Source organism: Methylotenera sp., assembly GCF_030684185.1.
Classification (GTDB): domain Bacteria; phylum Pseudomonadota; class Gammaproteobacteria; order Burkholderiales; family Methylophilaceae; genus Methylotenera.
Genome location: NZ_JAUXOY010000011.1, coordinates 1 through 25,889 on the forward strand (window position 1 = coordinate 1; position 25,889 = coordinate 25,889).

The following is a 25,889-nucleotide window of genomic DNA, read 5'->3' on the forward strand; positions in this document are numbered from 1 at the left end:
AAATTGTTAAAGAGCTGTGTCGAAAATATGTTTTTTTCAACTTCTCGTCAACGCTTTGCGTTAACGAGGTGCGCATTATACAGAGCTTTTAAGCCTCGTCAATCATAAATTTGAAATGTTTCGTATTTATTATTGAGCGTACTGCACACTTGTAAATCTTTGGTTGCGGGAACAGGATTTGAACCTGTGACCTTCGGGTTATGAGCCCGACGAGCTGCCAGACTGCTCCATCCCGCGTCCGATTCGACGTACTTGTCATCGAGAGGTGAGACTATAGCAAATTCAGCCTTCAGCCGCAAGAACTTTTACGGGTTTTTTTTATAATAACTTCTGTTTTTTCATTGCGAATCTTCGCATTCAATCATACGTATATGAATAATCAGTACATTAGACTTCGAACGTAATCTAGGTCTTCCTGAGTATCTACGCCAGCTGCAGGTGCGTTTTCGGAAATTGATACTGCAATTTTATACCCTTGATGCAATACCCTGAGTTGCTCTAAACATTCAATCCGCTCAATGGCACTAGGCTGTATGCTGGCATACTGTTTAAGAAATTTTGCCCGGTAAGCATATATGCCTATGTGGCGATAAGCCTGCATGTCTAACGGCAGATCGGAACCTGCCGCGAAAGCATCTCTAGGGTATGGTACAGGGGCTCGACTGAAATATAGCGCGTTATATTGCGCATCCAAAACTACTTTTACAATATTGGGATTTAAGAAATCTGCTTTACTATGAATTGCGTGGCATGCTGTCGCCATGACTGCGTCTGAGCGGTCGCTCAATGTTGCGGCAACTTCAACTATCAACGAAGCCTCTATTAAGGGTTCGTCACCTTGGACATTTACAACAATTGCATCGTCATGCCAACCTTGTGACAGTGCTACTTCTGCAATACGATCAGTACCGCTTGCATGGTCGGCTCTCGTCATCATTGCCTGATGACCATATTGTTTAAGTGTTTCTACAATGCGTAAATCATCTGTTGCAACAACAATTTGTTTTGCACCGCTTAGTTTGGCGCGTTCAGCCACCCAAGCTACCATAGGCTTACCTGCAATATCTAACAGAGGCTTTCCTGGTAACCTAGTACTGGCATAGCGTGCCGGGATGACTACATAGAATTCTGGGGTTTGATGCTTCAAACTATGCAACTTCATCATCTGTTAATTTGCGGGCTTCATCTTCAAGCATCACGGGAATGCCATCTTTAATAGGATACGCTAGGCGTGCAGACTTAGAAATAAGCTCGTTGCTGGCTTTGTTGTAGATTAGCGGCCCTTTGGTCACTGGGCATACTAAAATTTGTAACAGTTTTGCATCCATTTTAATTTCTCATTTTCACTATATTACATAGCGTACTGAAAAATTATACCGCGTGAGGCCTTTACATGAAATGAGTTTTAAATACGACTACCAAACTTAGCTGCTAAAATAAAGCTCTCTCGCGCAACCATTTTGTTGCAATCCACTTTTCGCCTGCTAACACGGGCAAGCCTGCATGTAAGGTTTGTGTATCTACATGCCCATTTAAATCTACATTTTCAAAGTAAACCGCACTGCCTTTTTTAGCGGTAACGGTCAGCCCGATATTGGGGAACGCTGTACCGCCGCCCTCTTTTGGCGCATTTAGGTACATCACAACAGTGGCGAGCCGTTGCCCAGCTTGCGCCAAAATCGCTTGGCTACCTGTTAAAGTTGGCGAAAAATAATCATAATGCGCCCGATACTCACCGCCTACTGGGTAATTTAATATTTGCGTGGCTTCTTGGTGGTTCACCGCAAAACCAAATAACGTGTAAATACGGCTTTCAAGGGCAATCACCACCGCATTACTTTGATGCTCAAAATGCGTGCCGCGCGAGGTGCGTTCTGGGTGCAATACAAATTCACCTGTTTTGGGATCAACTACGCGTGAGTCTTCAATTTTGGCTTGCGATAACGCAATTAAAGTATCACATTCTTCATCGCTTAAAAATTGGTCAAACACCATGATGCGTGGCGCATGTAGCGTGAAGCTTGGTATAAATTCAAGGTTAGGCGTATAACAATGCGTGCGCTGATAAACGGGTTGGCTATCCGCCATCGGGGATGCTGATTGACTAAAAGTGAATGTGGTTGCAACGTTTTGCTCAAGCAATGTTACTGGCATAGTTGCATCTGTCATTGTGCTGCTCGCCACAAAAGCCTGTGTGACTTGCGCTTGCGCATCTGCCTGCGCATAGCCTGCGGTTTGCATAGAGGCCACCATATCGTTAAATGCACAGCCCCGTGCTATTTGTGATTTTAGCCATTGGTTTAGGGTTGGTGTTTGTTTTGTATTATTTGTCATATCACTACCTTAGAAAGCGCTTTAGAAGGTGCTTGCACCTACTTATACGTCTTGGAATTACGCAAATCTTAAAACTCCGTACTCAGCCCCACTCTACCGTACCAACGCTGATAACTATACAATTCTAAATTTGAATCCCGCTGCACATAGCCCAACAACAGCTTTGGCGAAAACGCCAAAAACTTTAACTTTCTATTGAGCACATCAAGCTCTACGCGTACTTCTTTATCATGGCGTGTTATACCAAAAAATGGGTCTGGTGCGGCGTAACCTGCCACCAAGCCTTGAATTCGCGCGCCTGTTAGCCAGCCGCCTTGCCACTCCTGCATAAAGCGTGCGCTTAGGCTGGGTTGGTTATAGGTATAAGCATCTTCTTGCGCCAAATAACGGCTAAACCCTGCACCTAACTCCAAGCGTTGCGTGGCTTGTGGAATATAAATACCTGTCACATTAACGCTTTTCATATTGCCATCTAAATAAGGCAGCCTTTCGTAATTGTAGGTTTTGTAGCTTAGCTCGCTGGTAACACCTAATTTTGGTGAAATTCGCATAAAGCCTGTGCCGCGCACTTGCAAGCCATCATATTGTTTGCGGTCTTGGTAGCTAGAAACATGCCCACCCACTTCTGCCGACAGATTATTTTGCCCAAAATATAGGCGTTTACCAACGGTTACTTGACCGTACATAGAATCTAAATCGCGCTGTGCGTATTCGTTAATTTCCGTGTAGGCATGCGCATACCAAGTGGGGTCGGCTGGCAACGGCCAATGCACATCGGCAGATAACGCTAACCCATACTCGGTTTTGGCTTTACTGCTATCGTTTAGCGTATAAGGCAAGCCGCCTATGGTGATAACACGGCTATTGGCTGCTTGTTTTGGGTTGCTGTCACTCACCATATCAAGTGAAAGCCGCACTGAAGGCAACCGCTCACGAATATCGCCTAACTGCTTATAAATAGTGCGGCGCACTTCATCGGGAATATTACCCGCCAAGGCTTGCTCGTAATGGTATTTGGCACTTTGTCTATCGCCTGCTTTTTGCAATACCAAAGCTAATTCTAAACGCGGGCGAATCAAACTTGGGTCACGCGTGAGCATGGCGCGAAACTCATCGGCAGCTGTTTTATAATCGCCTTCTTGCGAGGCTAACATGCCTGAAATAAACAACACCGCTAGGTGAGGCTGTTTTTCAGCGCGTAATGTGGTGAGTAAGAGCTTGAGCTCTTCTAGCTTTTGTGTAGCAAAAAGGCTTTCTAGCTGAGTGATACGCGAGTCTGCCTGCTGATTAACGGCTTCATCTGACTTTGCTAACGCATTCACAGGCGCGCTGGCACCAATCGGTGCGCCATCGGCATACGCGCTGACACTCAATGCCAAGCTGGCTAAGCATAGAATAAATTTCATGGGGGAGACCTAAGAAAAGAAGGGCTGTAGGAGCGCAATTTATTGCGCGATATGGTCAATTCGCATTCGCGCAATAAATTGCGCTCCTACAACAAAAGTTGTATGGCTACACAACCACAAAAAAGCCCACAAACCATGCTGTGGGCTTTTTATATTGCATAAACTCTACTTATTTTCCTACAAATCCACCAAGTTGAGCCCCACCTGCCCCAGTTAATGAGTATATGCCGCCAATTTCTTGCGCAGCTGCACCATGAAATTGGCCAGTTGCAGTGCCAGACATGGCGGTAGCGCCAGCGCCAGAATTTACCGGGCCAGTAAACCGGTTTTGACCAGCCGCGTAAATAAGCGTACCTGAAATATCAAGCTCTGGCATTGCCAGTGGCGCGCCGCCTGCAAATGGTTGCACAATAGTATTACTCGTAGCAAAAGCAATACTACGCGTTACAAAGTCAGCGGTTGCGGTCATTGTAGCTGTACCACTCCCGGCATTACCTGCTGCATCAATGCCAGCACCATAAGCATTACCATTGTATGTGTAGCTGCCAGTTGTGGGGATGTTTGCCGGCGAAGTAACTTCACCCCTAACAAAAAATCCACCTACTTCTGTGCTTACCCCTGAAAGGCAATTTGCACTACATTGATACCAATCACCAAACTGCGTATAAGAATAGCCTGTAGGTTGAACCACATACAACTCAGCAGCATTGCTTGCTGTAGGTGTGATAGATGCATCTGCCACACCCGCACTGGAGTTTACTGTATTGCCAGCACCTGCTTGAATGGATAAATCAGTTCCTGTTGTTGTTGCATTTGTTGTGGTTATCGCTAAACCAGTAACCGTACCACCAATAATTGATCCTGTTGGTGTTAATACAAAACCAGTGTCGATCGCACTTGAAGTAAAGCTAGCAGTGTCATTTGCGTAATTATATGCGATTACCGCACTTACTGACGAGCCTGAAATAGCTGGTGCTGGTGCTGGTGCTGGTGCTGGTGCTGGTGCTGGTGCTGGAGCTGGAGCTGGAGCTGGAGCTGGAGCTGGAGCTGGTGCTGGAGCTGGAGCTGGAGCTGGAGCTACAACCGGGTTTGTGCCGCCGCCTAAGCAGCCACTCAGTGAAACAACTAGTGCTGAAATAATGCTTAATTTAAATACATTTGGTTTAAATACATTTGGTTTAAATACATTGTGAACGTATGTTACTGCATTATTTTTTTGATAGGTTTTTTTCATTTTTATTCCTGTTAATAAACTAGCCATCAGCCATTGCCAATTAGCAACTGCATGGCACATTGATAAAAAAACTAACTCACTCCCTAGAAATGTATGAATTAGTGTGTGTATGAATTAAAGCACAATATACATAGTGGTGCAATGAAGTTACAGACAAAATCATGGCCGCTAGCAAAACAGGTGGGGGAGTGTATTCGTCGCTTACGTTTAGAGCTCGGTATGAATCAAGAACAGTTTGCTGAAAAATGTGGGTTTTTTCGCACCTATTTAAGCCGCATTGAGACTGGTTGCGCCAACCCAACCTTGAGCGCACTTGAAGTGATTGCAAACGCCCTAGATTTAAGCGTCTTTGAGTTTTTTGAGCTGGTGAATAAGCATACAGGGCTACGTTGACTTCGGGCTATGTGAGTAAGAGCGAGTTTATTCGCGACGGTCACATTGCATCGCGAATAAATCCGCTCTTACCAAACGCATTTTTTCAATGCCGTGGTGCTTTAAACCCAGATTTTCCATTAGGCGATTTTTCCATCTACTTGAATGTTAACTTGCCCATTTTGCATCTTTTTTGTGCAAATTTTATGGGCAATAGTGATTCTATTGACAGAAAATTTGCACAAAAAATCCATCAAACTGTGTGGCGTTACCATTCCAAGTCCTAATGGAAAATCTGGGTTAAATTTTACTTAATATTGTTAGCAATAAATCATGGCTAACAACCGCATTCACGGGCAATGCCCACGCGTTAGCCGTTGCAAATGCACGGCATTTTACGGCATCTTTTTCGGTCATTAAAATTGTTTTATGGGCGTAAGGGGCTAAATCTTGTGCGGTAAAGGCGTGGTGGTCGGCAAATGCTTGTGGTTCAAATTGTAGCCCTAAGGCTGTTAATTGATTAAAAAAACGCTCAGGGTTGCCGATGCCTGCGATGGCGACTATGTTTTGCCTGGAAAAAGCTTGTGTGGTGCTGGTTATTTGCGGGTTGGCTACGTTGTAAAAGTGGCTGGTAGTGAGTTGCATGGGGAATATTTGCGGGCGAGGTGTGTTTTGTGAAGTACCCTCTCCCCAGCCCTTTCTCTTAAAGGGCGAGGGGGTATTTAGGTACGAACCTTCAGCGCCATTTATCAACAGGCCATTGCTTACAATCGCATCTACCGTATTGAGCCTTGTTATGGGTTCTCTTAGCGACCCTGCTGGTAGTAGCGCGCCGTTGCCAAAGCTGTGTTCGCTTGCTATCACGGCAATTTCAACATCGCGCTGTAAGCGGTAGTGTTGTAGGCCATCGTCGCTAATAATTACGTTGCATTGTGGGTGCGCTTGCAATAAGGCAAGACCCGCCGCAACGCGATTTGCGCCAACAAACATGGGGCAGTTTGTGCGTTTTGCAATAAGTACAGGCTCATCGCCAACTTCGGCTGGGTTGCTATTGGCGAACACTTCGGCGACTTGTTTTGTACTGCCGCCGTAACCTCGGCTGATGATGGCTGGGCTATAACCTTGTTGTCGAAATTGCTCTGCCAGCCATATTACAAACGGTGTTTTGCCTGTGCCGCCAACATTGATATTGCCGACTACAATCACTGGCACGGGTAAGCGGGTACTTGTTAACCAGCCAGTTTTGTAGAGTTTCGCGCGAATATAAACCATCGCGCCAAAAACCCAAGAAAGTGGAATGAGTAAAATGTGCCACAGTGTGGCACTTGCCCATTGTTTTTGTAGCCAATTAGCCATCAGATTCTGAGCAGGGTTCAACTAAATTGTTTTTGATATAACTTAGCATAGTGACCGCCTTGCTTTATCAGTACATCATGAGTGCCGCTTTCGACAATTTCGCCATGTTCCATTACCATGATACGGTCTGCATTTTCAACAGTGCTCAGGCGATGAGCAATGACAATACTGGTTCTGTTGTGCATTAATTTATCTAATGCGGCCTGAACGTGTTGCTCAGATTCAGTATCAAGCGCAGAAGTTGCTTCATCGAGCAATAATATAGGCGCATTTTTCAATATTGCACGAGCAATAGCAATACGCTGACGCTGCCCGCCAGATAAGCGTACCCCTCTATCGCCTATCTCATTTTGCAAACCTTTAGGCAACTGCTGAATAAAGTCCCATGCGTGTGCTGCTTTTGCAGCATTAATCACCTCTTCTTCACTCGAGTTACGCAATACGCCATAAGCAATATTGTTAAAAACAGTATCATTAAACAAAATCACATCCTGACTAACCAGTGAGAACTGCTGGCGCAAGTCAGCCAATGGCAATGTCCGCATATCAACGCCATCTAACAATACTTGACCTTGTTGCAACTCATAAAATCTTGGAAGCAGATTAACAAGTGAAGTCTTACCGCCGCCAGAACGCCCCACTAATGCCAATTTCTCTCCTGGTCGAATATTAAAACTAATATCATTCAACGCAGGACGCTTAGCATTGTTATAAGTAAGATTTACGTGTTTGAACTCGATTTCACCTTTGCTGCGAGAGATAGCCTTATCTCCCTCATCCAACTCTGGCTTTATATCAATCACGCCAAATACGCTTTGTGCCGCCGCAAGTGCAACCTGAACATCCTCATTCATTGCTGTTAGATTTTTAATGGGCGCGATTAACATTAACAATGCGCCAACAAATGCGGCAAACTCACCCGCACTGAAACGCCCTACGGCATAGTAAACAACCATCCCTAGTGAAACGGCAGCAAGCAACTCTACCACCATACTATTCATACTGGATAATCGCGCTAAACGGATTTGCATGTGCCGATTTTTACCCACCACTTTGGCAAAACGTTCGTTTTCATAAGCCTGCGCACCGAAAATCTTCACTATCCGCTGACCAGATACCGCCTCTTCGGCCACTTTGGTCATCTCACCAATTGAGGATTGCACCTCTTTACCAGCATTGCGCAACTGGGGCGTCATAGTTTTTAAATAAAACGCCATGATTGGTGCTATTAACGCAAAAATCATTGTAAGACGCCAATCCAGATACAGCATATAACCGACAATACCAATTGCAGTTAAAGTATCTCGCACTAAGGTCAATGCAGATTTTGTCGCGGCATTTGCCATTTGCTCAACATCATAGGTGAGCTTGGAAATCACAATTCCGGCGGATTGCTCATCAAAAAAACTAACGGGTAAGCGCATGAGTTGACGAAATGTATCTAGCCGTAAATCTGCAACCACACGCCTTGCAACCAAACGCATAGAAAAGCTAGAAATAAAACCTGCCAAAGCGCGTAAAGCTAACAAGCCAAATAACATAAAGGGAAGATAAGCCACTTTATCTGCAGACTGTTTTACGAAACCTTCGTCAGTCACTTGTTTGATTGTTGCCAAGAAGGCAGTGTTGCTGGCCGACAAAGCAATTAGCGCGAGAACGCCGCCTAAAAATACTGCTTTGTATTTCCATGCATATCTAAATAAGCGCAGATACAGTATTTTTGAATTAGGGGCTCCTGTCATCTGGAGTTTTCGTTTTGTTTCTTTAATGTTAGATTTCGACATGTTTAACGTCGACTTGCACATCAAGTAGAAATGATTTTAAAAAAATAAGAATTTAAGAGCCCGCTTTAGATTGTGTGGCGAATGTAATGTGAGTATAGCCAGCAGTTCGTGAGGCTTCCATCACATCGATGACAGATTGATGCGTTGTTTTTGCATCGGCATTAATAATAATGGTGGGTTCTTTGCCACCATTAGCAGCCGCCTGCAACGCTGCACTGATTCCGGATACTGACGAATCAGCCAAACCTTTGCCATTCACCACATACTTACCACTGGCATCAACGCCGACTTCAATCGTCAACGGTTTTTCTTGTGGCGTATTAGCTTCAGCGGTAGGTAAGTTGATTTGCAACTCACTGGTGCGCGAGAACGTTGCGCTCACTATCAAGAAAATAATAATCACTAACAGCACATCAATTAAAGGGATGAGATTCATCTCAAACTCTTCATGATGCCTTCCGCGTTGAAAATTCATAGGTAGTTACTCAGCTCAGAAAAAAATTTGAACGAATCATTTACGTTCACCGTGAAGAATTTCAACCAGCTTAATCGCCTGTTGCTCCATATCAACTAATAAACCATCCACTTTTGAACGGAAATAACGATATGCAATCATCGCTGGAACAGCCACAATAATACCGCCTGCTGTGTTATACAGCGCCTCAGAAATGCCGCGTGCGAATAAGGCCACATCGTGACCACTGCTAGTAAATGCACCAAACAAATGAACCATACCTAACACTGTGCCAAACAATCCCCATAACGGTGCAACCGTTGCGATGGTAGCCAGTATGGGCAAATATTTTTCTAACTGATGCGCTACCGAACGACCAGTCTCTTCAATCGCTTCTTTTGTTACTTCACGCGAGTATTTAGAATTTGACAATGCAGTTGCGAACAATTGTCCTAACAATGAGTGCTGCTCTAAACGACTAACGGTTTCTGAAGTAACACCACCCTTAGCAAGCCACGCTTGCAGTTCTGGCAATAAGTTTTTAGGCGCAACGCTATTTTCGCGCAACGCAAAAATACGTTCGCCTATAATTGCAAAAGCCCCCACAGACGCCATAATTAACGGCCAAATAGTCCATCCAGCCAGTTCAATAATCTCCCACACAGCACAACTCCCTAAAATTCAAAATATATCTGTTAATCATTCGTAAAAAGCTAGTTGGAATTTATCCCTGCGATACTTTAGCTTGTCGCCCGCTTTTGGGCAAGCTTCAACTGCATTGGTTTTACAAATATCCAGTGCTAATGCTCTACATTAATTAGGTTAAAAGGTGCTTTGCCAATAGCGTTTATATTGATCGCGCCAGCTTAATAGATGAATTTTGCTCTGTGTAATTTCATCTTGATTAACCTGGCTGTGATTAACCTGGCTGTGATTAATAAAGCGCATTTCAATCGCACCATTGTAATCTGAACGATACAAAAGGCTATTTGCTGCTTGGTAGCGTTCAATCACTTCAGGCCTGGGATGTTTGTAGCGATTCAAATAGCCAGGGGTGAATATGCTAATACTCGGTGAAACTGCCTCAATAAAACCTGGAGTGGATGACGTTTTGCTGCCGTGATGAGGCACAATGATGACGTCGCTCTTAAGCGCATCCGGGTTCAAACTTAACAAATCACGCTCGGCATCTTTTTCTATATCACCTGTAATTAACACACTGCCGGATTGGCTGGTAACCTTCAGCACACAGCTTCGATAGTTGTCTTTAAGCGTGGCATCATCATAGCTTTCAAAAACTGGATGCAACACTTCAAAGTGCACACCGTCCCACGCCCATGCTTGTCCAGCAAAACACTGCATTTTCTTCTGTGCTGCTGGAATGTCCGCATCGGCCGGCATTGAGCTTGCAAGCCATGTTACTGGCATGAGTGTCAGTATTGACGACATGCCGCCACTATGGTCGATATCATCATGACTCACAATGAATCCATCTAATCGGCTAACACCTTCACCACGCAAGAATGGCACGATGATACGACTGCCCGCATCGCTTTGTGCATTAAATTTAGGGCCCGCATCATATAGCAAGTTATGTTTGGCTGTTTGCACCACCACACTTAAACCCTGCCCCACGTCTAACACAGTGACTTTCATGTCGCCTAGAGCTGGGCGCACCGGCACAATCAACAACATAGGTAAAAAACCAATCAATCCTAACCAGCGCATAGGAAAACCTCGAGGTAAAAGTATCCACAGCACGCCGAACAGCGCCGGAAAAAGTGTCCAAGTGGGCGGGGAATGTTGTTGCCAAATCGCCATAGGTAACTGATTTAACCAGTTAAGCACAAACATGCACAGCTCCAGAGCCTTGTGTGACAGTTGCAGCAACCAATCAATATTAAAAAAGCTACCTAATAGCGCCAACGGCGTGACCACAAAACTAATCAGGGGAATAGCGAATGCATTGGCAATGGGCGAGATAATGGAAGTTTGATTAAACATGATAAGTAATAGCGGCAACATGCCGATAGTGACCGCCCACTGGGTTTGCAAGGCGGTTTTAAGCCAATGAGCTTGGTCGATACGCCCACTTAATGCATAAGACAGCATTGCCACCGCGCCGAATGACAACCAAAAACCCGGTGCGTTAACCGCCCAGGGGTCAAGCAACACGACAATCCACAAGGCTAACGCCAACACTTGTGTAATCACCAATTGCCGACCCGACCATAAAGCAATGGCAAACACCATCAGCATGTAAAAAGTCCGTTGTGTTGGCACAGAAAAACCTGCAATCAGCGCGTAAGCCAATGCTGTCATTGCACCCGCAAGCACTGCAGCTTTTCGTGTAGGCACTCGTGTTGCCAATTTGGGCATGCGACGCCAGAAAAAGCTCATTAAACCAAACGCCAAGCCAGACAACATAGTGATATGAAGCCCAGAGATAGACATTAAATGCGTTGTACCTGTGCGTAAAAACACCTGCCAATCATCGACGCTTATTTGACTATCTTCGCCCATCACCAACGCCTGAATAACACCACTGTATGGTTTGTCAGCAAGCACCCTTGCAATGCGCTGCTGGGTGTTTTCACGTAAATGCTGGATGACATAATTGGGTCGCCACACAAAGTTATCTAATTTCTTCATGCCCGCTTTGCTTTTAATGCTGCCTGTAGCACGAATATTTTCGCTTAACGCCCACGATTCAAAATCAAAACCATGCGGATTTATAGTGCTATGCGGGCGCTTTAGACGCACTGACAACAGCCAGCGCTCACCTGCATGAAATTGTGATAATTGTGCTGAATCCTCTTCAGATTCTTTATGGCTACCATATTGATTAGCGCGGTACTGATTCAGGCTGATATGGCGCGGAACAATGGCGTCTTTTGTGAGTACTTTTTCTACGTCAAATCTAAAACGCTCGCCACGTTCAGTGGCTTCTGGCAGGCTTGCTACCACGCCTTCAATAGCAATCGTTTTTTGCTCCCAAGCGTGAGGCAGTTCATCGCTCATTCGCCAAACGGCAAAACTACTCGCCCAGCAAACACCAAATAGAAAGGCGGCAATGCTGAACAAGCCAATTTTTAAAAACTTTGGACGTTGAAAATATCTGAAAAAACCTGGGTATGCTTGCATGATAAAAATTATCAATGCGCTCAATGAAGCACACACTATCCAGGTGAGACTTGGCAATTGCGCCATTTGCTGCACGACCCAAGCACCAAAAACAAACATCAGTGCTGCAATAATCATGACCCGGATATTTTGTTAAAGTGGCTGCAGTTTGCCGTCAACAAGCCTATATTGGCGTTGCATTTTCTTTGCAAGCTCTAAGTCGTGTGTCACCACTACCAGACTTCTTTGCTGTGTTTGGTTCACTTCCAGCAATAAATCAAACACCGCATGTGCAGTATGGCGATCCAGATTACCTGTAGGTTCATCTGCCAAAATGCATTGCGGTTGCGTAACCAACGCGCGTGCAACCGCAGCACGTTGACGCTCGCCGCCAGAAAGCTCCCCTGGCATGTGTTCCAATCGATGCGCGAGTCCTACTTTGGTTAGTGTTTCTGCGGCTAAAGTTAATGCTTGCTCACGTGCCATACGTCGAATCAGCAAGGGCATCGCTACATTTTCCAGCGCAGTGAATTCTGGCAATAAATGATGAAACTGATAGACAAAGCCGAGCGACTGATTGCGTAAACCACCTTTTTGCGTTTCACTCAGTGTTGCTAAATTTTGGTTGAGAATACTTACTTCACCACTACTAGGGTTATCTAATCCGCCAAGCAAGTGTAATAACGTACTTTTGCCAGAGCCTGAAGTTCCAACAATCGCCACTTGCTCACCTGCACTCACACTTAAGTCAATGCCGTTAAGTACAGCAACTTCTAAACCTTCATAAGTTTTATATAATGCACTACACGATACTATGCTACTAGAGTCCATGCTATTCATATCTCAATGCCTCAGCAGGGTTGATTTTACTTGCGCGCCAGCTTGGATATAAGGTTGCTAATAGACTTAATATAAACGACATAATAACAATCGTAATCACATCTGACCATATCAGATCTGAAGGCACTTCACTAATCTGATACACATCTTTAGCTAAAAATTTCACATGAAACAAGCCTTCAATAAACGGAATGATAGTATCAATATTCAGCGCGATGAGTATGCCAAAAAACGCACCGATTAAAGTACCGATCACCCCGATTAGCGCACCTTGAATAATAAAAATCAGCATAATACTGCCTGGACTGGCGCCAAACGTACGCATAATCGCAATGTCTGCACGTTTATCCGTCACCGCCATCACGAGCGTAGAAACAATATTGAAAGCCGCTACCGCCACTATCAGCGTCAGAATAATGAACATCACACGCTTTTCCATTTGCACTGCTTTAAAGAAATTGGAGTGTTGCTGCGTCCAGTCAGATACGTAATAAGCGCTGTGAGTATTTAGTGGATTGTTCAGGTCTTTAGAAATGGCAGCCGCAACATTAGGTGCAATAAATAAATCGTCCAGCTTCAAGCGAACACCGGAGACTTTATCATCCATACGGTACAACTTCGCTGCATCAGCGATATGTATCAGCGCCAAGCCAGCGTCATACTCCTGCATACCGCTGCCAAACAAACCAACCACGGTAAATTGCTTTAAGCGTGGCACCACGCCAGCTGGGGTAAACTGACCTTGTGGCGCCATGACGACAACCTTATCGCCCATTTGCGCACCCAAGTTATAGGCTAAATCCATGCCTAAAATAATTCCGAATTCACCCTCGCGTAAATCATTCAAACTGCCCACCTTCATGTTACGCCCAAGGTCTGCCACTTTATCTTCAGCGACTGGCAACACGCCACGAACAATCGCCCCCTGCACACCCTGACCATAACTTAGCATGGCCTGCGCCATAATATAAGGCGCGCTTGCAAGCACATGCTGTCGCTTAAGTGAAGATTCAGCAATATTCGGCCAATCACTCAGCATGTTATTGCTGCCTGTGATTTCTAAATGTGAAGCTACACCTAAAATACGGGTGCGCAAATCCTTTTGAAACCCATTCATTACAGATAACACAATAATCAATGCCGCCACACCAAGCGCAATACCGATCATGCTGGTGAGTGAGATGAATGAAATAAAATGATTCTTGCGCTTAGCACGCGTGTAACGCATGCCTACGAATAATTCGAATCCTGAAAACTTAGTAATGAGCGATTTTATTTTTTTTAACATAGGCTAAATTCTAACAGGCTTAATAGATTTGCTTAAAAACATATTGTGAAACAGGTTGAGCAAATTTAGACAATTGACCACTCAATATATTGGCTGCAACAAATAAATAATAGGCGCACTTATAAATAATAGGCACACTCAGCTTTACAACTTAGCTAAAGTGGCCAAGCTTACAAAGCCTTCACCATTTAAGTCTCCATGCAAAACTCGGTAAGGCGCTTCTAGTTCACCTAAATCACTTAGCACTGTAGCGGCGCCGGTAAAATCATGGTTGGCAGTATAGTCGTTAATAGTCACCACCGTTTTCAAGCCTGCTCCCAAACTTGATTTCAGGCCGTTTTCTGAATCCTCAAAAGCAATACATTCCGCTGGTTTAAGTTGTAATTTTTCTAGTGCCCAAAAGTAAATATCAGGCGCTGGCTTTTTGGCAGGGACGATATCCCCAGCCGCAATCACTTCAAACCAATCAAGTGAATCTTCACCCAATGTGTATTTAAGTAGCGCCGTCACGTTTTCTGGCGTTGTGGTGGTGGCTATCGCCAACCTTAGGCCAGTTGCTCTAGCTTCTAGCAATAAACGCTTTACCCCTGTGCGAAGCGGGATTCTCCCGCTAGATAATAACTCTGTGTAAATGCGCGTTTTATCTCTGTGCAACATCGCTACTGTAACAGCAAAATTCACATCTATTTTTAATTCAGGATGATAGCTCGCCACATAATAATTAATGCGCTCTTTGCCGCCAGTGACCGCTAACAGCTCGCCATAAAGCGCAACATCCCAGTACCAATCCAAACCAGCCTCTTTAAATGCCTGATTGAACGCAGGCCTATGTCCATCACGCTCAGTATCGGCTAGAGTTCCATCCACATCAAAAATCAGTGCTTGTAGCATATGAATCCTTACTAATTCGCCAGTAGTGGCAAAGCTAGTATGTCGCAATATTTTGTATCGCGTCAACAAGCAGAAACATATTGCATGCCAACTCTGATAAAATTGCGTTAAAAATTATAGGCGTTATCATGTTTACAGGCATTATTCAAACCGTAGGTCAAATCGAACGCGTAAGCCGTTTGGGTGAAGACGTTAAACTTAACATTTCTTGCATAGGGCTGGACATGCAAGATGTTAAAACTGGCGATAGCATTGCGGTAAACGGCGTTTGCCTGACTGCAGTTAATTTTAGTGACGCGCATTTTGAGGCGCATGTGTCCAAAGAAACGTTATCAGTCACGGTAGGGCTAGATAAGCCACATGCGGTTAACCTTGAAAAAGCATTGCGGCTAAGTGACAGGCTAGGCGGTCATTTGGTGAGCGGTCATGTCGATGGCGTAGGTGAAGTAGTACTTTTTGAACAACTGGGTGACTGCTGGAAACTTGATATTCGCGCGCCTCATGTCATTTCAAAATACATAGCAGTGAAAGGTTCAATCTGCGTGAATGGCGTTAGCCTGACCATCAACACCATTGCGGCAGATGTGTTCAGCATCAACTTAATTCCACATACGCTTGAAAATACTACTCTGCAATTTTTAAAAATTGGCAGCTTTGTGAATTTGGAAGTAGATCAAATTGCGCGCTATGTGGAGCGCATGGCGCTTTGGGCTGAAGAAAACGATAAAAATACTGGAATAACACAACGTGACGATTAGCACAGCAAAAGAGATTATTGAAGAAATAAAACATGGTCGTATGGTGGTGCTGGTAGATGACGAGAATCGTGAAAACGAAGGCGATTTAGTTTTGGCAGCCGAATTCGCAACTGCCGAGCATATTAACTTTATGGCAAAACATGGCCGCGGCTTGATTTGCTTAACACTCACCGAGGCGCGTTGCCATCAGCTAAACCTGACAAAAATGGTACAAAAAAACGGCGCACGCATGGGCACCAACTTTACCGTTTCTATTGAGGCGGCTGAAGGCGTAACCACCGGCATCTCTGCAGCAGACCGCGCACGCACGGTGCAAGCGGCTGTTGCCAAAAGAGCTAAACCACAAGATATAGTCAGTCCAGGGCATATTTTCCCACTGGCGGCGATGGATGGCGGCGTTTTAGTGCGTGCCGGCCATACAGAAGCAGGTTGTGATTTAGCACACCTGGCAGGCTGCGAACCCGCCAGCGTCATCTGCGAGATATTAAAAGACGACGGCAGTATGGCGCGCTTACCTGATTTAATACTGTTTGCCGCAGAGCACAAACTTAAAATTGGCACGATTGCGGATTTGATACAGTACCGCGCCCAAACCGAGCGCCTGGTTGAACGTGCTGCCGAGCGCATGATACAAACGCCTTATGGCGAAATGAAACTGATTGCTTACAGAGACAAAATTGCCAAAGAAACGCATCTGGCTTTGATTAAAGGCACGCCAACGCCAGATAATGAAACATTGGTGCGCGTACATGAGCCGCTGTCAATTTTTGATTTACTTGATAGTTCAAGCTGCTCGCATAGCTGGAATACATTAGCAGCAATGAAAGTTATCGCCAATGCTCCGGCAGGCGTCATGGTGTTATTGCATCAGCAAGAAACGGGGGAGGCTATCGTCGAGCGCATTCAGGGTGCAGATGAACCAGTACGCATCAACCAGGAATTACGCACTTATGGCATAGGCTCACAAATACTTTTGGATTGCGGCGTAGGCAAAATGAAACTAATGGCTAAGCCACGTAAAATGCCTAGCATGGCGGGCTTTGGCTTAGAAGTTACAGGTTATTTAGAAGCACAATAGCAACGTTTGAATAACACTTTAATAAACAACTAGATATGCTAGAATAAAACCATTGGAAAACATCAATCTCACAGGTCACTTTCTCATCGCGATGCCCGCCATGACAGACCCATTTTTTGCGAAATCCGTCACTTTCATCTGCACACATAGCCAAGACGGCGCAATGGGCGTGATGATTAACCGCCCTACTGATATTACCTACGACACCCTGTTTGAAAAAATCAAAGTAGAGTTGCTGAATAGTTCAGTCGCAGATTTGCCTGTACTGTATGGCGGCCCCGTTCAGCCTGAACGAGGCTTTGTACTGCATGAAACTGCTGCAGGTGAATGGGATAGCACCATTACCATTGCGGAAAACACTGCACTCACCACTTCAAAAGATATTTTAGAATCTGTCGCCATCGGTAGCGGCCCTACAAAAATGTTACTCACATTAGGCTACGCAGGCTGGACGCCAGGCCAGCTTGAAGATGAAATCAAACAAAATTCCTGGTTATCTGTTCAGGCAAAAGATATAGAAACTCTGCATAAGATTCTGTACGAAACTGATTATGACGAAAAACTGAATGCAACAATGGCATTGCTAGGTTTTGATCCAGCCATGCTGTCTGATGAGGCAGGTCACGCTTGATGGCAACGGGTATTGATGTAAAGCCAACGGGACACGGCCAACTGATTGATAATGAAAATGTTTATGACGCAAAAACAGTATTAGCAAGCACAGTTTTATGTTTTGATTTTGGCGAGCAGCGCATTGGCGTAGCTGTTGGCGAACATGTTTTAGCAAATACTAACCCGCTGACCACCATAGTCAACGAGAGCAATGAAGTACGCTTTGAAGCAATCAGCAAACTAGTCAAAGAATGGCAGCCAAAATTGCTCATCGTCGGCTTGCCGTTAAGTTTAGACGGCACAGAAACAAGCGTGACACTACTCTGCAAAAAGTTTGCCAGGCGTTTAAATGGGCGTTTTAATATTCCTGTCATGCTGATTGACGAACGCTATAGCTCAGTTGAAGCAAGTGACAGGTTAAACCAAACGGGCATCAAAGGCCGCGCGCAAAAAGTAATGCTAGACCAAGTGGCGGCGCAGACGATATTACAGAGTTATTTTGACAGCCTTTAACTTGAATGTTGGTGATAAAAAATTACGAGTAAAATAACAAAATGAGTTCAATAGACATCAAATTACCAAGCGCAGAAGACCTGCTCAAAACACTCGCGCAGAAACTCCAACCCTTGCTGCAACCCAATACTGCTTTGGTCGGCATTCAAAGTGGTGGCGTTTGGCTGATGCAGAGATTGCTAATCTTGCTGGAAAAAGATATTGCCGCTAACGCCATTGAACACGGCACATTGGATGTTTCATTTTATCGGGATGATTATGAGCAGCGCGGTTTAAAAGCCGAAAATCGCCCTAGTCAAATTCCATTCGATGTGGAGAACAAACATATCATTCTCATTGATGACGTTTTTTATACGGGTCGCACCACACGTGCCGCCATGAATGAGCTGTTTGATTATGGTCGCCCCGCCAGCATTACACTGGTTGCATTGGTTAATCGCGGTGGGCGTGAGCTACCAATTGCACCGCAAATTACAGCCGCAGATATTACTTTAGAACACTCGCAGAATTTGCAATTGATACAAAATACTGACGGTCACTTAAGTCTTGAACTAAAAAGCCTAACATTACAACCTTCATCAGGGTCAACACAAGCATGAATAACCCGCAATTAGATACTGACGGCCGCTTACGACACCTTCTCTCTATTGAAGGACTACCCAAAAAAATATTGAATCAAATATTAGATACCGCTGAATCGTTCTTAGGCGTGGCTGAACGCGAGGTTAAAAAAGTGCCGTTGTTGCGTGGAAAAACAGTCTGTAACCTGTTTTTTGAAAACAGCACCCGTACCCGTACAACCTTTGAAATCGCTGCAAAACGCCTATCTGCCGATGTGATTAGCTTGAATGTGAATACCTCATCGCAATCTAAAGGTGAAACGATTTTAGATACAGTAGACAACTTGATTGCCATGCACGCTGACATGTTTGTGGTGCGCCATTCACAATCTGGTGCAGCTCACTTTATTGCCAAACATGTACCGAATCACATTCATGTGATTAATGCCGGAGATGGCCGCCACTCACACCCCACACAAGGTTTGCTGGACATGTTTACCATACGTAAATACAAGCCAGACTTACACAATTTAAGAGTGGCTATTGTGGGCGATGTTCTGCATTCTCGAGTTGCACGCTCGGAAATTCATGCGCTTACTACGCTTGGTGTGCCGGAAGTACGCGTAATAGCGCCAAAAACACTACTTCCCACTCATGTAGAAAAGCTAGGCGTGCATGTGTTTCACGACATGAAAGCAGGACTCAAAGATGTAGATGTGGTGATGATGTTACGCCTGCAAAACGAACGTATGAATGGTGCAATGTTACCAAGCTCGCAAGAATACTTTAAAACTTACGGCCTCACGCAAGAGAAGTTGAGTCTAGCAAAACCAGACGCCATCGTGTTGCACCCAGGCCCAATGAACCGTGGCGTAGAAATTGATTCCAGCGTAGCTGATGGCGCGCAGTCAGTCATACTGCCACAAGTCACCTACGGCATTGCGATTCGCATGGCGGTAATGGCGATGTTGGCTGGCGGCCAAGGAGGCCAAGCATGAAAATTCTCATTAAGAATGGTCGCGTCATTGACCCAAAAAACAATATCGACAGTAAACTCGATGTGTTTATAGCCGCTGGCAAAATTGTCGGGCTTGGAAAATCTCCTGACAGCTTTGTTGCTAACCAAACAATCGACGCAAGCGGTTTGATTGTTTGCCCAGGCTTGGTCGATTTGTCTACAAGGCTGCGAGAACCTGGCAATGAATATAAAGCAACATTAGAAAGTGAATTGCAAGCCGCTGTGGCTGGCGGTGTAACCAGCCTGGCTTGCCAACCTGACACTAATCCGGTGTTGGATGAACCAGGTTTGGTGGAAATGTTAAAGCACAGAACCAAACAGCTCAACCTTGCACGCGTGTACCCGCTGGGTGCTCTAACACGACAACTACAGGGCAAAGAGCTTGCTGAAATGGGCGCACTGCGTGAGGCAGGCTGTGTGGGCTACTCGCAGGCAAACATTGCGATTACCGACACCCAAGTACTGTGGCGCGCGATGGAATACGCTACGACATTTGGTTTTACTTTATTTTTACACGCAGAAGAACCCTTTTTAGCCAAAGGTGGCGTGGCGCACGATGGTGAAGTCGCTAGCAGGCTAGGCTTAAAAGGCATTCCTAGCGCTGCTGAAGCATTAGCGCTTGCCAGTATATTGCGTATCGCCAAAGAAACTGGCGCACGCGTACATATTAGTCGTTTATCTACGGCTGATGGCGTGGATATGATACGCAATGCCAAAAAACAGGGCGTAAATATAAGCTGCGACGTAAGTGCCAACCAATTACACCTCACCGAACATGATATTGCGTATTTTGATGCCAATTGTCACCTTAAACCGCCATTACGTACCCAGCGTGATAAAGAATCACTGAGCGCCGGCTTGCAAGATGGTACGGTTGATGCCATTTGCTCTGACCACACGCCTGTAGATGACGATGCCAAACTTGCCCCCTTTGCTGAGGCAGAATTAGGGGCCACTGGCTTAGAACTACTACTCGCACTCACCCTAAAATGGGCACAGCAAGAAAAATTAGCTATGTCACATGCAATAGCCTGCATCAGTTCAGCTTCTGCAAGAATCCTAGGAATTCCTGCTGGTGATTTAAGCGTGAATGCTGACGCGGATATTTGCATCTTTGATGCGAATGAATATTGGAAAGTTGAACCTAAAGCACTAAAAAGCCAAGGTAAAAATACACCATTTAGCGGGCTGGAAATCGCTGGTAAAGTTAAAGTCACATTAGTGCACGGTCAAGTTGTATATCAAAGCGAGTAAAATTTTGTTACGTTTAGACGCAAGCCATTGACGTAAAAAGAAAACTAGCGTTCAATGAGACAGTTGATTTATAGCCGTCTGGCACCTTTTCATAACTTGGTAATCAATTAGCTTGGCAATCAATTAACTTGAGGAGTTTATTATGTTTTCATGCTGTTTTTGGTGGTTTTTATTAGGCGCTCTTATCGGCTGGCTTCTAAATTGGTTGTTATGCCGCCTTATCACTTGCCGTGGTTCAAAATGTAAAAACAACGCTACAACTTACTGTGACAACACCACCAACACACAACCCAGCACTACCAACACATTAACGACTGCCATGCCTGTAGCACCAGCTACACCTGTCGCGCCCAATGCAAAAGCTCTAAAACCAGTGGCAGCAGAGATTCCTAAGACCTTCGTTCTAGATGTAACTGCAGCTAAAGCGGCAGGGTTTAAACTTAAAGGTCCTAATGACCTGACGGTAGTGGAAGGCATAGGCCCTAAAATCAACGAGCTATTTAATAATGCTGGTGTCATTACATTCGCACAACTGGCAAAACAAACTGTGCCGCAAATGCAAAAAGTATTAGATGACGCAGGAGCGCGTTATAAATTAGCTAAACCTGGCACTTGGGCGCAACAAGCTGCATTAGCTGCAGAAAACAAATGGTCTGAGCTTAAAGCACTACAAGACAAATTAAGTGGTGGTGTGTAAGCAAAGGCTTAACTCTGTTCTTGTTTGTCTCACTGCATAAGGAGCTTTACACTCATGACTAACTCAACAAATAATGCCCAAAACAGCAACTGCTGTTTTGGGCATACCTTTTGGACTTGGCTATTAGCAATATTGCTGTCCATCTATTTATTTTGGCACTGGCAACACGAGCATGGGCCAGCCTACGCAACATCATGCTGTGCAGGTGCAAGCATTAGCACCCCTGTTGCCGTAGCAGAGCCTGTCGCTCCATTTAGTTTTACAGCAAGCAGCACTGATGCCTTTGACGCTATAGGTGATGTCGGCAGCATTTCCTGGATAACGAAATCGGCAGATTTAAGCGCCTGGCTAAAAGGTGGTGCTGACTGGAAGATTACTGGCAATGCTAGTAATGTCACGATCACTGGAAGTGTAGATAATGAAGAAATCAAACAGGCCAAAGGTGCTGAAGCACAAGCATTTTTTGGCTCTAGCGTCATTGTAGATAATCAATTGCTAGTTAAGACTGCCGAAGCTAGTGGCCCTGTTGCAATAACCGCGCCTTCCAGTGCAAAACTTTACTTTGACACAGGCAAATCCTCGCTACCTGCTGATGCCAGTCAAACACTCGCAGCAACAATAGCATGGCTTAAAGCAAACAGTAACGCTAAAGCTATTATTTCAGGCTACAGTGACCCTCGAGGTAATCTTGCTACCAATGAAGAACTTTCCAAGAACCGCGCAAAAGCAGTTCGTGAAATGCTAAAAGTAGCTGGTATCGATGAAACTAGAATTGAAATGCGTAAACCTGAAACTGTGGAAAGTAATGGTGATTTAGCAGCAGCTAGACGCGTCGAGGTTTCTGTTGAGTAAAAACAACGTGAGCAATTGATAGTCCGGACGGGGCAAGCTCATAAAAAAGCCGATGAATTTTTATCATCGGCTTTTTACTACAAAATTATTAACTAGAGACCTTTGCAAAAGTGTTTAGTGTGGATAAAGTACAAGGCGCACGGAACACAGAAACCGAGATAGTACGCGGTGTACAGCGAGGTTGCGAGTACCGCGCAACGCAGTAATTTTCCGCAATAAATACTTTTGCAAAGGTCTCAACTAGAAAAAATCTAAACGATTCCCAAACTATCTAATCCAGCAGATAAATCTTTGCCATGCGATGCTTTTCCGTCTAATTTAATTTTCAATCGAATATCGTTTACAGAATCGGCATTCCGCAAGGCATCTTCATAAGTGATAATATCCGCCTCATGCAAATCAAACAGTGCCTGATCGAAAGTTTGCATACCTAGTTCACGTGATTTAGCAATAATCGATTTAATTTCATGCACATCACCTTTAAATATCAAATCTGAAATCAAAGGTGAATTTAGCATAACTTCCATTGCCGCCGCACGGCCTTTTCCTTCTTTTTTAGGAATTAATCGCTGCGAAATAAATGCGCGCGTATTTAAAGATAAATCCATCAACAACTGATGACGACGCTCTTCCGGGAAAAAGTTGATAATTCGGTCTAGCGCCTGATTGGTGCTATTGGCATGCAAAGTCGCCATACATAAATGGCCTGTTTCAGCAAAAGCAATCGCATAATCCATTGTTTCACGATCACGAATTTCACCAATCAAAATAACATCTGGCGCTTGGCGCAACGTGTTTTTTAGTGCGATATGCCAATTATCAGTATCAACGCCTATTTCACGCTGCGTCACAATACAGTTTTTATGCTCATGCACAAACTCTACAGGGTCTTCAATGGTAATAATGTGGCCATAACTATTTTGATTACGGTAGCCAACCATGGCAGCCAAAGAAGTAGATTTACCCGATCCTGTACCACCGACAAAAATCACTAAGCCACGCTTAGTCATTGCAATATCTTTCAGTACATCTGGTAAACCTAACTCTTCAAATTCTGGAATTCTCGTGGTGATTGTTCTGAATACCAACCCCACTGAACCGCGCTGTACAAAGGCATTTACCCGAAAGCGTGCAACACTGGGAATGCCAATCGCAAAGTTACACTCGTTGGTAGCATCAAATTCAGCCGTTTGTTTGTCATTCATAATAGAGCGCGAAATTTCACGCGTCTGCTGCGCTGACAGTACCTGACTGCTGACCGGCGTCACTTTCCCATCAATTTTCATGGCGGGTGGAAATCCGGCTGTGATAAATAAATCAGATGCGTTTTTTGCCAGCATCAATCTTAATAAATCAAATACGAACTTTTCTGCCTGACCTTTTTCCATTTTTTTCCTTACTTAATTCCAACTGAGCAATGCTCAATATTATGTATGTTTTACTAAAGCAAATAAAAAGCTCTCTAAATTTACACCTACCAATTAGCCCATGATAGAGTCTTTATTAGCCGCTTTACTTCGCGCCTCATTCGCTGAAACCAAATTGCGCTTAACCAAATCCTGTAAATTCTGATCAAGTGTTTGCATCCCCACATTTTGACCTGTTTGAATGGCTGAATACATTTGTGGAATTTTCGCCTCACGAATCAAGTTGCGAATGGCGGGCGTGCCAATCATGATTTCATGCGCTGCAATCCGCCCTTGCTCATCCTTAGTCTTTAATAATGTTTGCGATATTACCGCACGCAATGATTCAGATAACATAGAACGTACCATTTCTTTTTCCGCCGCAGGAAACACATCGATAATACGATCGATGGTTTTAGCCGCAGAGCTTGTATGCAGCGTACCGAACACCATATGGCCCGTTTCTGCGGCTGTAAGCGCCAAACGTATCGTTTCAAGGTCACGCATTTCACCCACTAAGATCACATCAGGATCCTCACGCAAAGCTGCACGTAACGCGTTGTTGAATGAAAGCGTGTGTGGGCCGACCTCGCGTTGGTTAATCAAACATTTTTTGGATTGATGCACAAACTCGATAGGATCTTCAACCGTCAAAATGTGGGCGAATTCTTTATCGTTAATGTAATCAATCATCGCTGCCAGAGTAGTTGATTTACCAGAACCTGTTGGCCCGGTGACCAAACACAAACCTCGAGGAGTGTCAGCAATATCTTTAAATATCGCAGGGCAATTTAACTCCTCTAGTGTCAATATTTTTGAGGGAATAGTACGAAATACTGCCCCAGAACCACGATTATGATTAAACGCATTGACCCGAAAGCGCGCCAAATTGGGGATTTCAAACGAAAAATCGCACTCCAAAGTTTCTTCGTAAACTTTACGCTGCCCATCACTCATAATGTCATACACCATATCATGCACTGCCGTATGATCTAAAGCTGGCACATTGATTTTACGTATATCACCATGTACGCGAATCATCGGCGGCAAACCGGCAGAAAGGTGTAGGTCTGATGCTTTGTTTTTAACTGAGAATGCGAGTAAATCTGAAATGTCCACAACGTGCTCCTGTTATAATTTTATTGTAGCTATAGCTTTATAGTGTTATTTTTAACTATACGCTCGTTAATTTGTGTAAATTTAGGCTTAGTGAATTATGACCACAATTGCTAATCGCTTGCAAGATATTCTAGCAACAATTCAATCAACAAAATCGACTAACCATTGCAAACAGCATGTTAGCCTACTTGCAGTGAGTAAAGCGCAATCATCACAGGCAATCCGGGAGGCTTTTTTCGCCGGACAAAAGATATTTGGCGAAAATTACCTGCAAGAGGCGATAGAGAAACAATCGCAACTGACTGACCTGAATATTGAGTGGCACTTTATAGGACCTATTCAAAGCAATAAAACACAACTCATTGCGCAAAATTTTTCATGGGTTCATAGTGTCGACAGGCTTAAAATCGCACAGCGCTTAAACGATGCCCGGCCTGAAAATTTAGCCCCTTTACAAGTATGCATTCAAGTAAACTCAAGCAACGAAGTGAGTAAAAGTGGCGTTGCGCCAAAAGAGTTAGAATCCCTTGCCATAGCCATTGCCTTAATGCCACGATTAAAGTTACGTGGGTTAATGTCGATACCAGAACCAAGCAACGACAATAATAAACAACGCGCTCAATTCAAACAAGTGCGAGAATGTTATGATGCACTGATAGCCAAAGGCTTTGCTTTAGACACCCTTTCTATCGGCATGTCGGACGACTACACAATCGCAATCGAACAAGGCGCGACTATCGTAAGAATAGGTTCGGCCTTGTTTGGTGCCAGAAAGTATGCCGCTAGTAAATAGACAGTTATAGAGACCTTTGCAAAAGTGTTTAGTGTGGATAAAGTACAAGGCGCACGGAACACAGAAACCGAGATAGTACGCGGTGTACAGCGAGGTTGCGAGTACCGCGCAACGCAGTAATTTGCCGCAATAAATACTTTTGCAAAG

Annotated in this window: 26 protein-coding genes and 1 tRNA gene; 11 read left to right on the plus strand and 16 right to left on the minus strand. The window is 44.5% G+C overall.

What is annotated here, in order from left to right; translation table 11 throughout:
- Positions 1–160 precede the first annotated feature (160 nt).
- The 6 genes from Q8J82_RS01955 to Q8J82_RS01980 all read right to left on the minus strand — a co-directional run bounded on the left by Q8J82_RS01955 (position 161) and on the right by Q8J82_RS01980 (position 4,974).
- Positions 161–237, minus strand: a tRNA-Met gene (locus Q8J82_RS01955).
- Between the two features lie 142 nt (positions 238–379).
- Positions 380–1,165 (minus strand): 3-deoxy-manno-octulosonate cytidylyltransferase, encoded by a 786-nt coding sequence (gene kdsB, locus Q8J82_RS01960; protein WP_370653554.1) that lies wholly within the window; start codon positions 1,163–1,165, stop codon positions 380–382.
- On the minus strand, positions 1,149–1,328 hold the full coding sequence (locus Q8J82_RS01965) for a Trm112 family protein (RefSeq protein ID WP_304907938.1): 180 nt from the start codon (positions 1,326–1,328) through the stop codon (positions 1,149–1,151). Before Q8J82_RS01965 ends, kdsB begins: the two co-directional genes overlap by 17 nt.
- Positions 1,329–1,431: 103 nt before the next feature.
- Positions 1,432–2,334 carry a 2OG-Fe(II) oxygenase gene (locus tag Q8J82_RS01970; protein ID WP_304907939.1) on the minus strand — a complete coding sequence of 301 codons (903 nt, stop codon included), beginning with the start codon at positions 2,332–2,334 and terminating at the stop codon, positions 1,432–1,434.
- A 68-nt stretch (positions 2,335–2,402) separates the two neighbouring features.
- Positions 2,403–3,740: a surface lipoprotein assembly modifier gene (locus Q8J82_RS01975; RefSeq protein ID WP_305327675.1), complete on the minus strand. Its 1,338-nt coding sequence runs from the start codon at positions 3,738–3,740 to the stop codon at positions 2,403–2,405.
- A gap of 169 nt (positions 3,741–3,909) precedes the next feature.
- On the minus strand, positions 3,910–4,974 hold the full coding sequence (locus tag Q8J82_RS01980) for a transferrin-binding protein-like solute binding protein (protein ID WP_305327676.1): 1,065 nt from the start codon (positions 4,972–4,974) through the stop codon (positions 3,910–3,912).
- Positions 4,975–5,115: 141 nt separating this feature from the next.
- Between Q8J82_RS01980 and Q8J82_RS01985 the strand changes: the two genes are divergently transcribed.
- Entirely contained in the window at positions 5,116–5,367 is a 252-nt protein-coding gene (locus Q8J82_RS01985) for a helix-turn-helix domain-containing protein (RefSeq protein WP_304891062.1), read from the plus strand.
- A gap of 279 nt (positions 5,368–5,646) precedes the next feature.
- Here the strand turns inward: Q8J82_RS01985 and lpxK are convergent, their stop codons facing one another.
- The 8 genes from lpxK to Q8J82_RS02025 all read right to left on the minus strand — a co-directional run bounded on the left by lpxK (position 5,647) and on the right by Q8J82_RS02025 (position 15,082).
- Positions 5,647–6,702 (minus strand): tetraacyldisaccharide 4'-kinase, encoded by a 1,056-nt coding sequence (gene lpxK / locus Q8J82_RS01990; RefSeq protein WP_305327677.1) that lies wholly within the window; start codon positions 6,700–6,702, stop codon positions 5,647–5,649.
- 17 nt (positions 6,703–6,719) lie between these two features.
- On the minus strand, positions 6,720–8,486 hold the full coding sequence (gene msbA / locus Q8J82_RS01995) for a lipid A export permease/ATP-binding protein MsbA (RefSeq protein ID WP_305327678.1): 1,767 nt from the start codon (positions 8,484–8,486) through the stop codon (positions 6,720–6,722).
- A 52-nt stretch (positions 8,487–8,538) separates the two neighbouring features.
- Positions 8,539–8,961 (minus strand): biopolymer transporter ExbD, encoded by a 423-nt coding sequence (locus Q8J82_RS02000; protein ID WP_305327679.1) that lies wholly within the window; start codon positions 8,959–8,961, stop codon positions 8,539–8,541.
- 36 nt (positions 8,962–8,997) lie between these two features.
- Positions 8,998–9,603 carry a MotA/TolQ/ExbB proton channel family protein gene (locus tag Q8J82_RS02005; protein ID WP_305327680.1) on the minus strand — a complete coding sequence of 202 codons (606 nt, stop codon included), beginning with the start codon at positions 9,601–9,603 and terminating at the stop codon, positions 8,998–9,000.
- Positions 9,604–9,762: 159 nt separating this feature from the next.
- A complete protein-coding gene (locus Q8J82_RS02010) occupies positions 9,763–12,201 on the minus strand; it encodes a DNA internalization-related competence protein ComEC/Rec2 (protein ID WP_305327681.1) in 2,439 nt (812 codons plus the stop codon).
- Between the two features lie 15 nt (positions 12,202–12,216).
- Positions 12,217–12,903 (minus strand): lipoprotein-releasing ABC transporter ATP-binding protein LolD, encoded by a 687-nt coding sequence (lolD, locus tag Q8J82_RS02015; protein WP_305327682.1) that lies wholly within the window; start codon positions 12,901–12,903, stop codon positions 12,217–12,219.
- The gene (locus tag Q8J82_RS02020; protein WP_304891069.1) at positions 12,896–14,191 is read right to left on the minus strand and encodes a lipoprotein-releasing ABC transporter permease subunit; all 1,296 of its coding nucleotides are present in this window, start codon (positions 14,189–14,191) and stop codon (positions 12,896–12,898) included. The genes lolD and Q8J82_RS02020 overlap by 8 nt, the downstream gene beginning before the upstream one ends.
- A 144-nt stretch (positions 14,192–14,335) precedes the next feature.
- Complete coding sequence (locus Q8J82_RS02025; protein WP_304891070.1) at positions 14,336–15,082, minus strand: HAD family hydrolase; 747 nt, start codon at positions 15,080–15,082, stop codon at positions 14,336–14,338.
- 128 nt (positions 15,083–15,210) lie between these two features.
- On the opposite strand from Q8J82_RS02025, the gene Q8J82_RS02030 reads away from it, so the two are divergent.
- The 9 genes from Q8J82_RS02030 (at position 15,211) to Q8J82_RS02070 (ending at position 22,424) form a co-directional block, all read left to right on the plus strand.
- A complete protein-coding gene (locus Q8J82_RS02030; protein ID WP_305326740.1) occupies positions 15,211–15,840 on the plus strand; it encodes a riboflavin synthase in 630 nt (209 codons plus the stop codon).
- A 40-nt stretch (positions 15,841–15,880) separates the two neighbouring features.
- Complete coding sequence (gene ribBA, locus Q8J82_RS02035; RefSeq protein ID WP_370868121.1) at positions 15,881–16,918, plus strand: bifunctional 3,4-dihydroxy-2-butanone-4-phosphate synthase/GTP cyclohydrolase II; 1,038 nt, start codon at positions 15,881–15,883, stop codon at positions 16,916–16,918.
- Between the two features lie 52 nt (positions 16,919–16,970).
- Complete coding sequence (locus Q8J82_RS02040; RefSeq protein WP_304891073.1) at positions 16,971–17,549, plus strand: YqgE/AlgH family protein; 579 nt, start codon at positions 16,971–16,973, stop codon at positions 17,547–17,549.
- The gene (gene ruvX / locus Q8J82_RS02045; protein WP_305327683.1) at positions 17,549–18,043 is read left to right on the plus strand and encodes a Holliday junction resolvase RuvX; all 495 of its coding nucleotides are present in this window, start codon (positions 17,549–17,551) and stop codon (positions 18,041–18,043) included. Before Q8J82_RS02040 ends, ruvX begins: the two co-directional genes overlap by 1 nt.
- Before the next feature lie 41 nt (positions 18,044–18,084).
- Entirely contained in the window at positions 18,085–18,642 is a 558-nt protein-coding gene (gene pyrR, locus Q8J82_RS02050) for a bifunctional pyr operon transcriptional regulator/uracil phosphoribosyltransferase PyrR (protein ID WP_305326743.1), read from the plus strand.
- Positions 18,639–19,601 (plus strand): aspartate carbamoyltransferase catalytic subunit, encoded by a 963-nt coding sequence (locus Q8J82_RS02055; RefSeq protein ID WP_304891076.1) that lies wholly within the window; start codon positions 18,639–18,641, stop codon positions 19,599–19,601. Before pyrR ends, Q8J82_RS02055 begins: the two co-directional genes overlap by 4 nt.
- A complete protein-coding gene (locus Q8J82_RS02060; protein WP_304891077.1) occupies positions 19,598–20,875 on the plus strand; it encodes a dihydroorotase in 1,278 nt (425 codons plus the stop codon). The genes Q8J82_RS02055 and Q8J82_RS02060 overlap by 4 nt, the downstream gene beginning before the upstream one ends.
- A 142-nt stretch (positions 20,876–21,017) precedes the next feature.
- Entirely contained in the window at positions 21,018–21,572 is a 555-nt protein-coding gene (locus tag Q8J82_RS02065) for a hypothetical protein (protein ID WP_304891078.1), read from the plus strand.
- 54 nt (positions 21,573–21,626) lie between these two features.
- Positions 21,627–22,424, plus strand: coding sequence for an OmpA family protein (locus tag Q8J82_RS02070; RefSeq protein WP_304891079.1), 798 nt, complete (start codon positions 21,627–21,629; stop codon positions 22,422–22,424).
- 251 nt (positions 22,425–22,675) lie between these two features.
- Here Q8J82_RS02070 and Q8J82_RS02075 read toward each other — a convergent pair whose 3' ends face one another.
- Together Q8J82_RS02075 and Q8J82_RS02080 are read right to left on the minus strand one after the other, a co-directional pair.
- On the minus strand, positions 22,676–23,812 hold the full coding sequence (locus Q8J82_RS02075; RefSeq protein WP_304891080.1) for a PilT/PilU family type 4a pilus ATPase: 1,137 nt from the start codon (positions 23,810–23,812) through the stop codon (positions 22,676–22,678).
- A 93-nt stretch (positions 23,813–23,905) separates the two neighbouring features.
- Positions 23,906–24,949 (minus strand): type IV pilus twitching motility protein PilT, encoded by a 1,044-nt coding sequence (locus tag Q8J82_RS02080; protein WP_304891081.1) that lies wholly within the window; start codon positions 24,947–24,949, stop codon positions 23,906–23,908.
- 97 nt (positions 24,950–25,046) lie between these two features.
- Between Q8J82_RS02080 and Q8J82_RS02085 the strand changes: the two genes are divergently transcribed.
- Positions 25,047–25,742 (plus strand): YggS family pyridoxal phosphate-dependent enzyme, encoded by a 696-nt coding sequence (locus Q8J82_RS02085; RefSeq protein ID WP_304891082.1) that lies wholly within the window; start codon positions 25,047–25,049, stop codon positions 25,740–25,742.
- Positions 25,743–25,889: the final 147 nt, after the last annotated feature.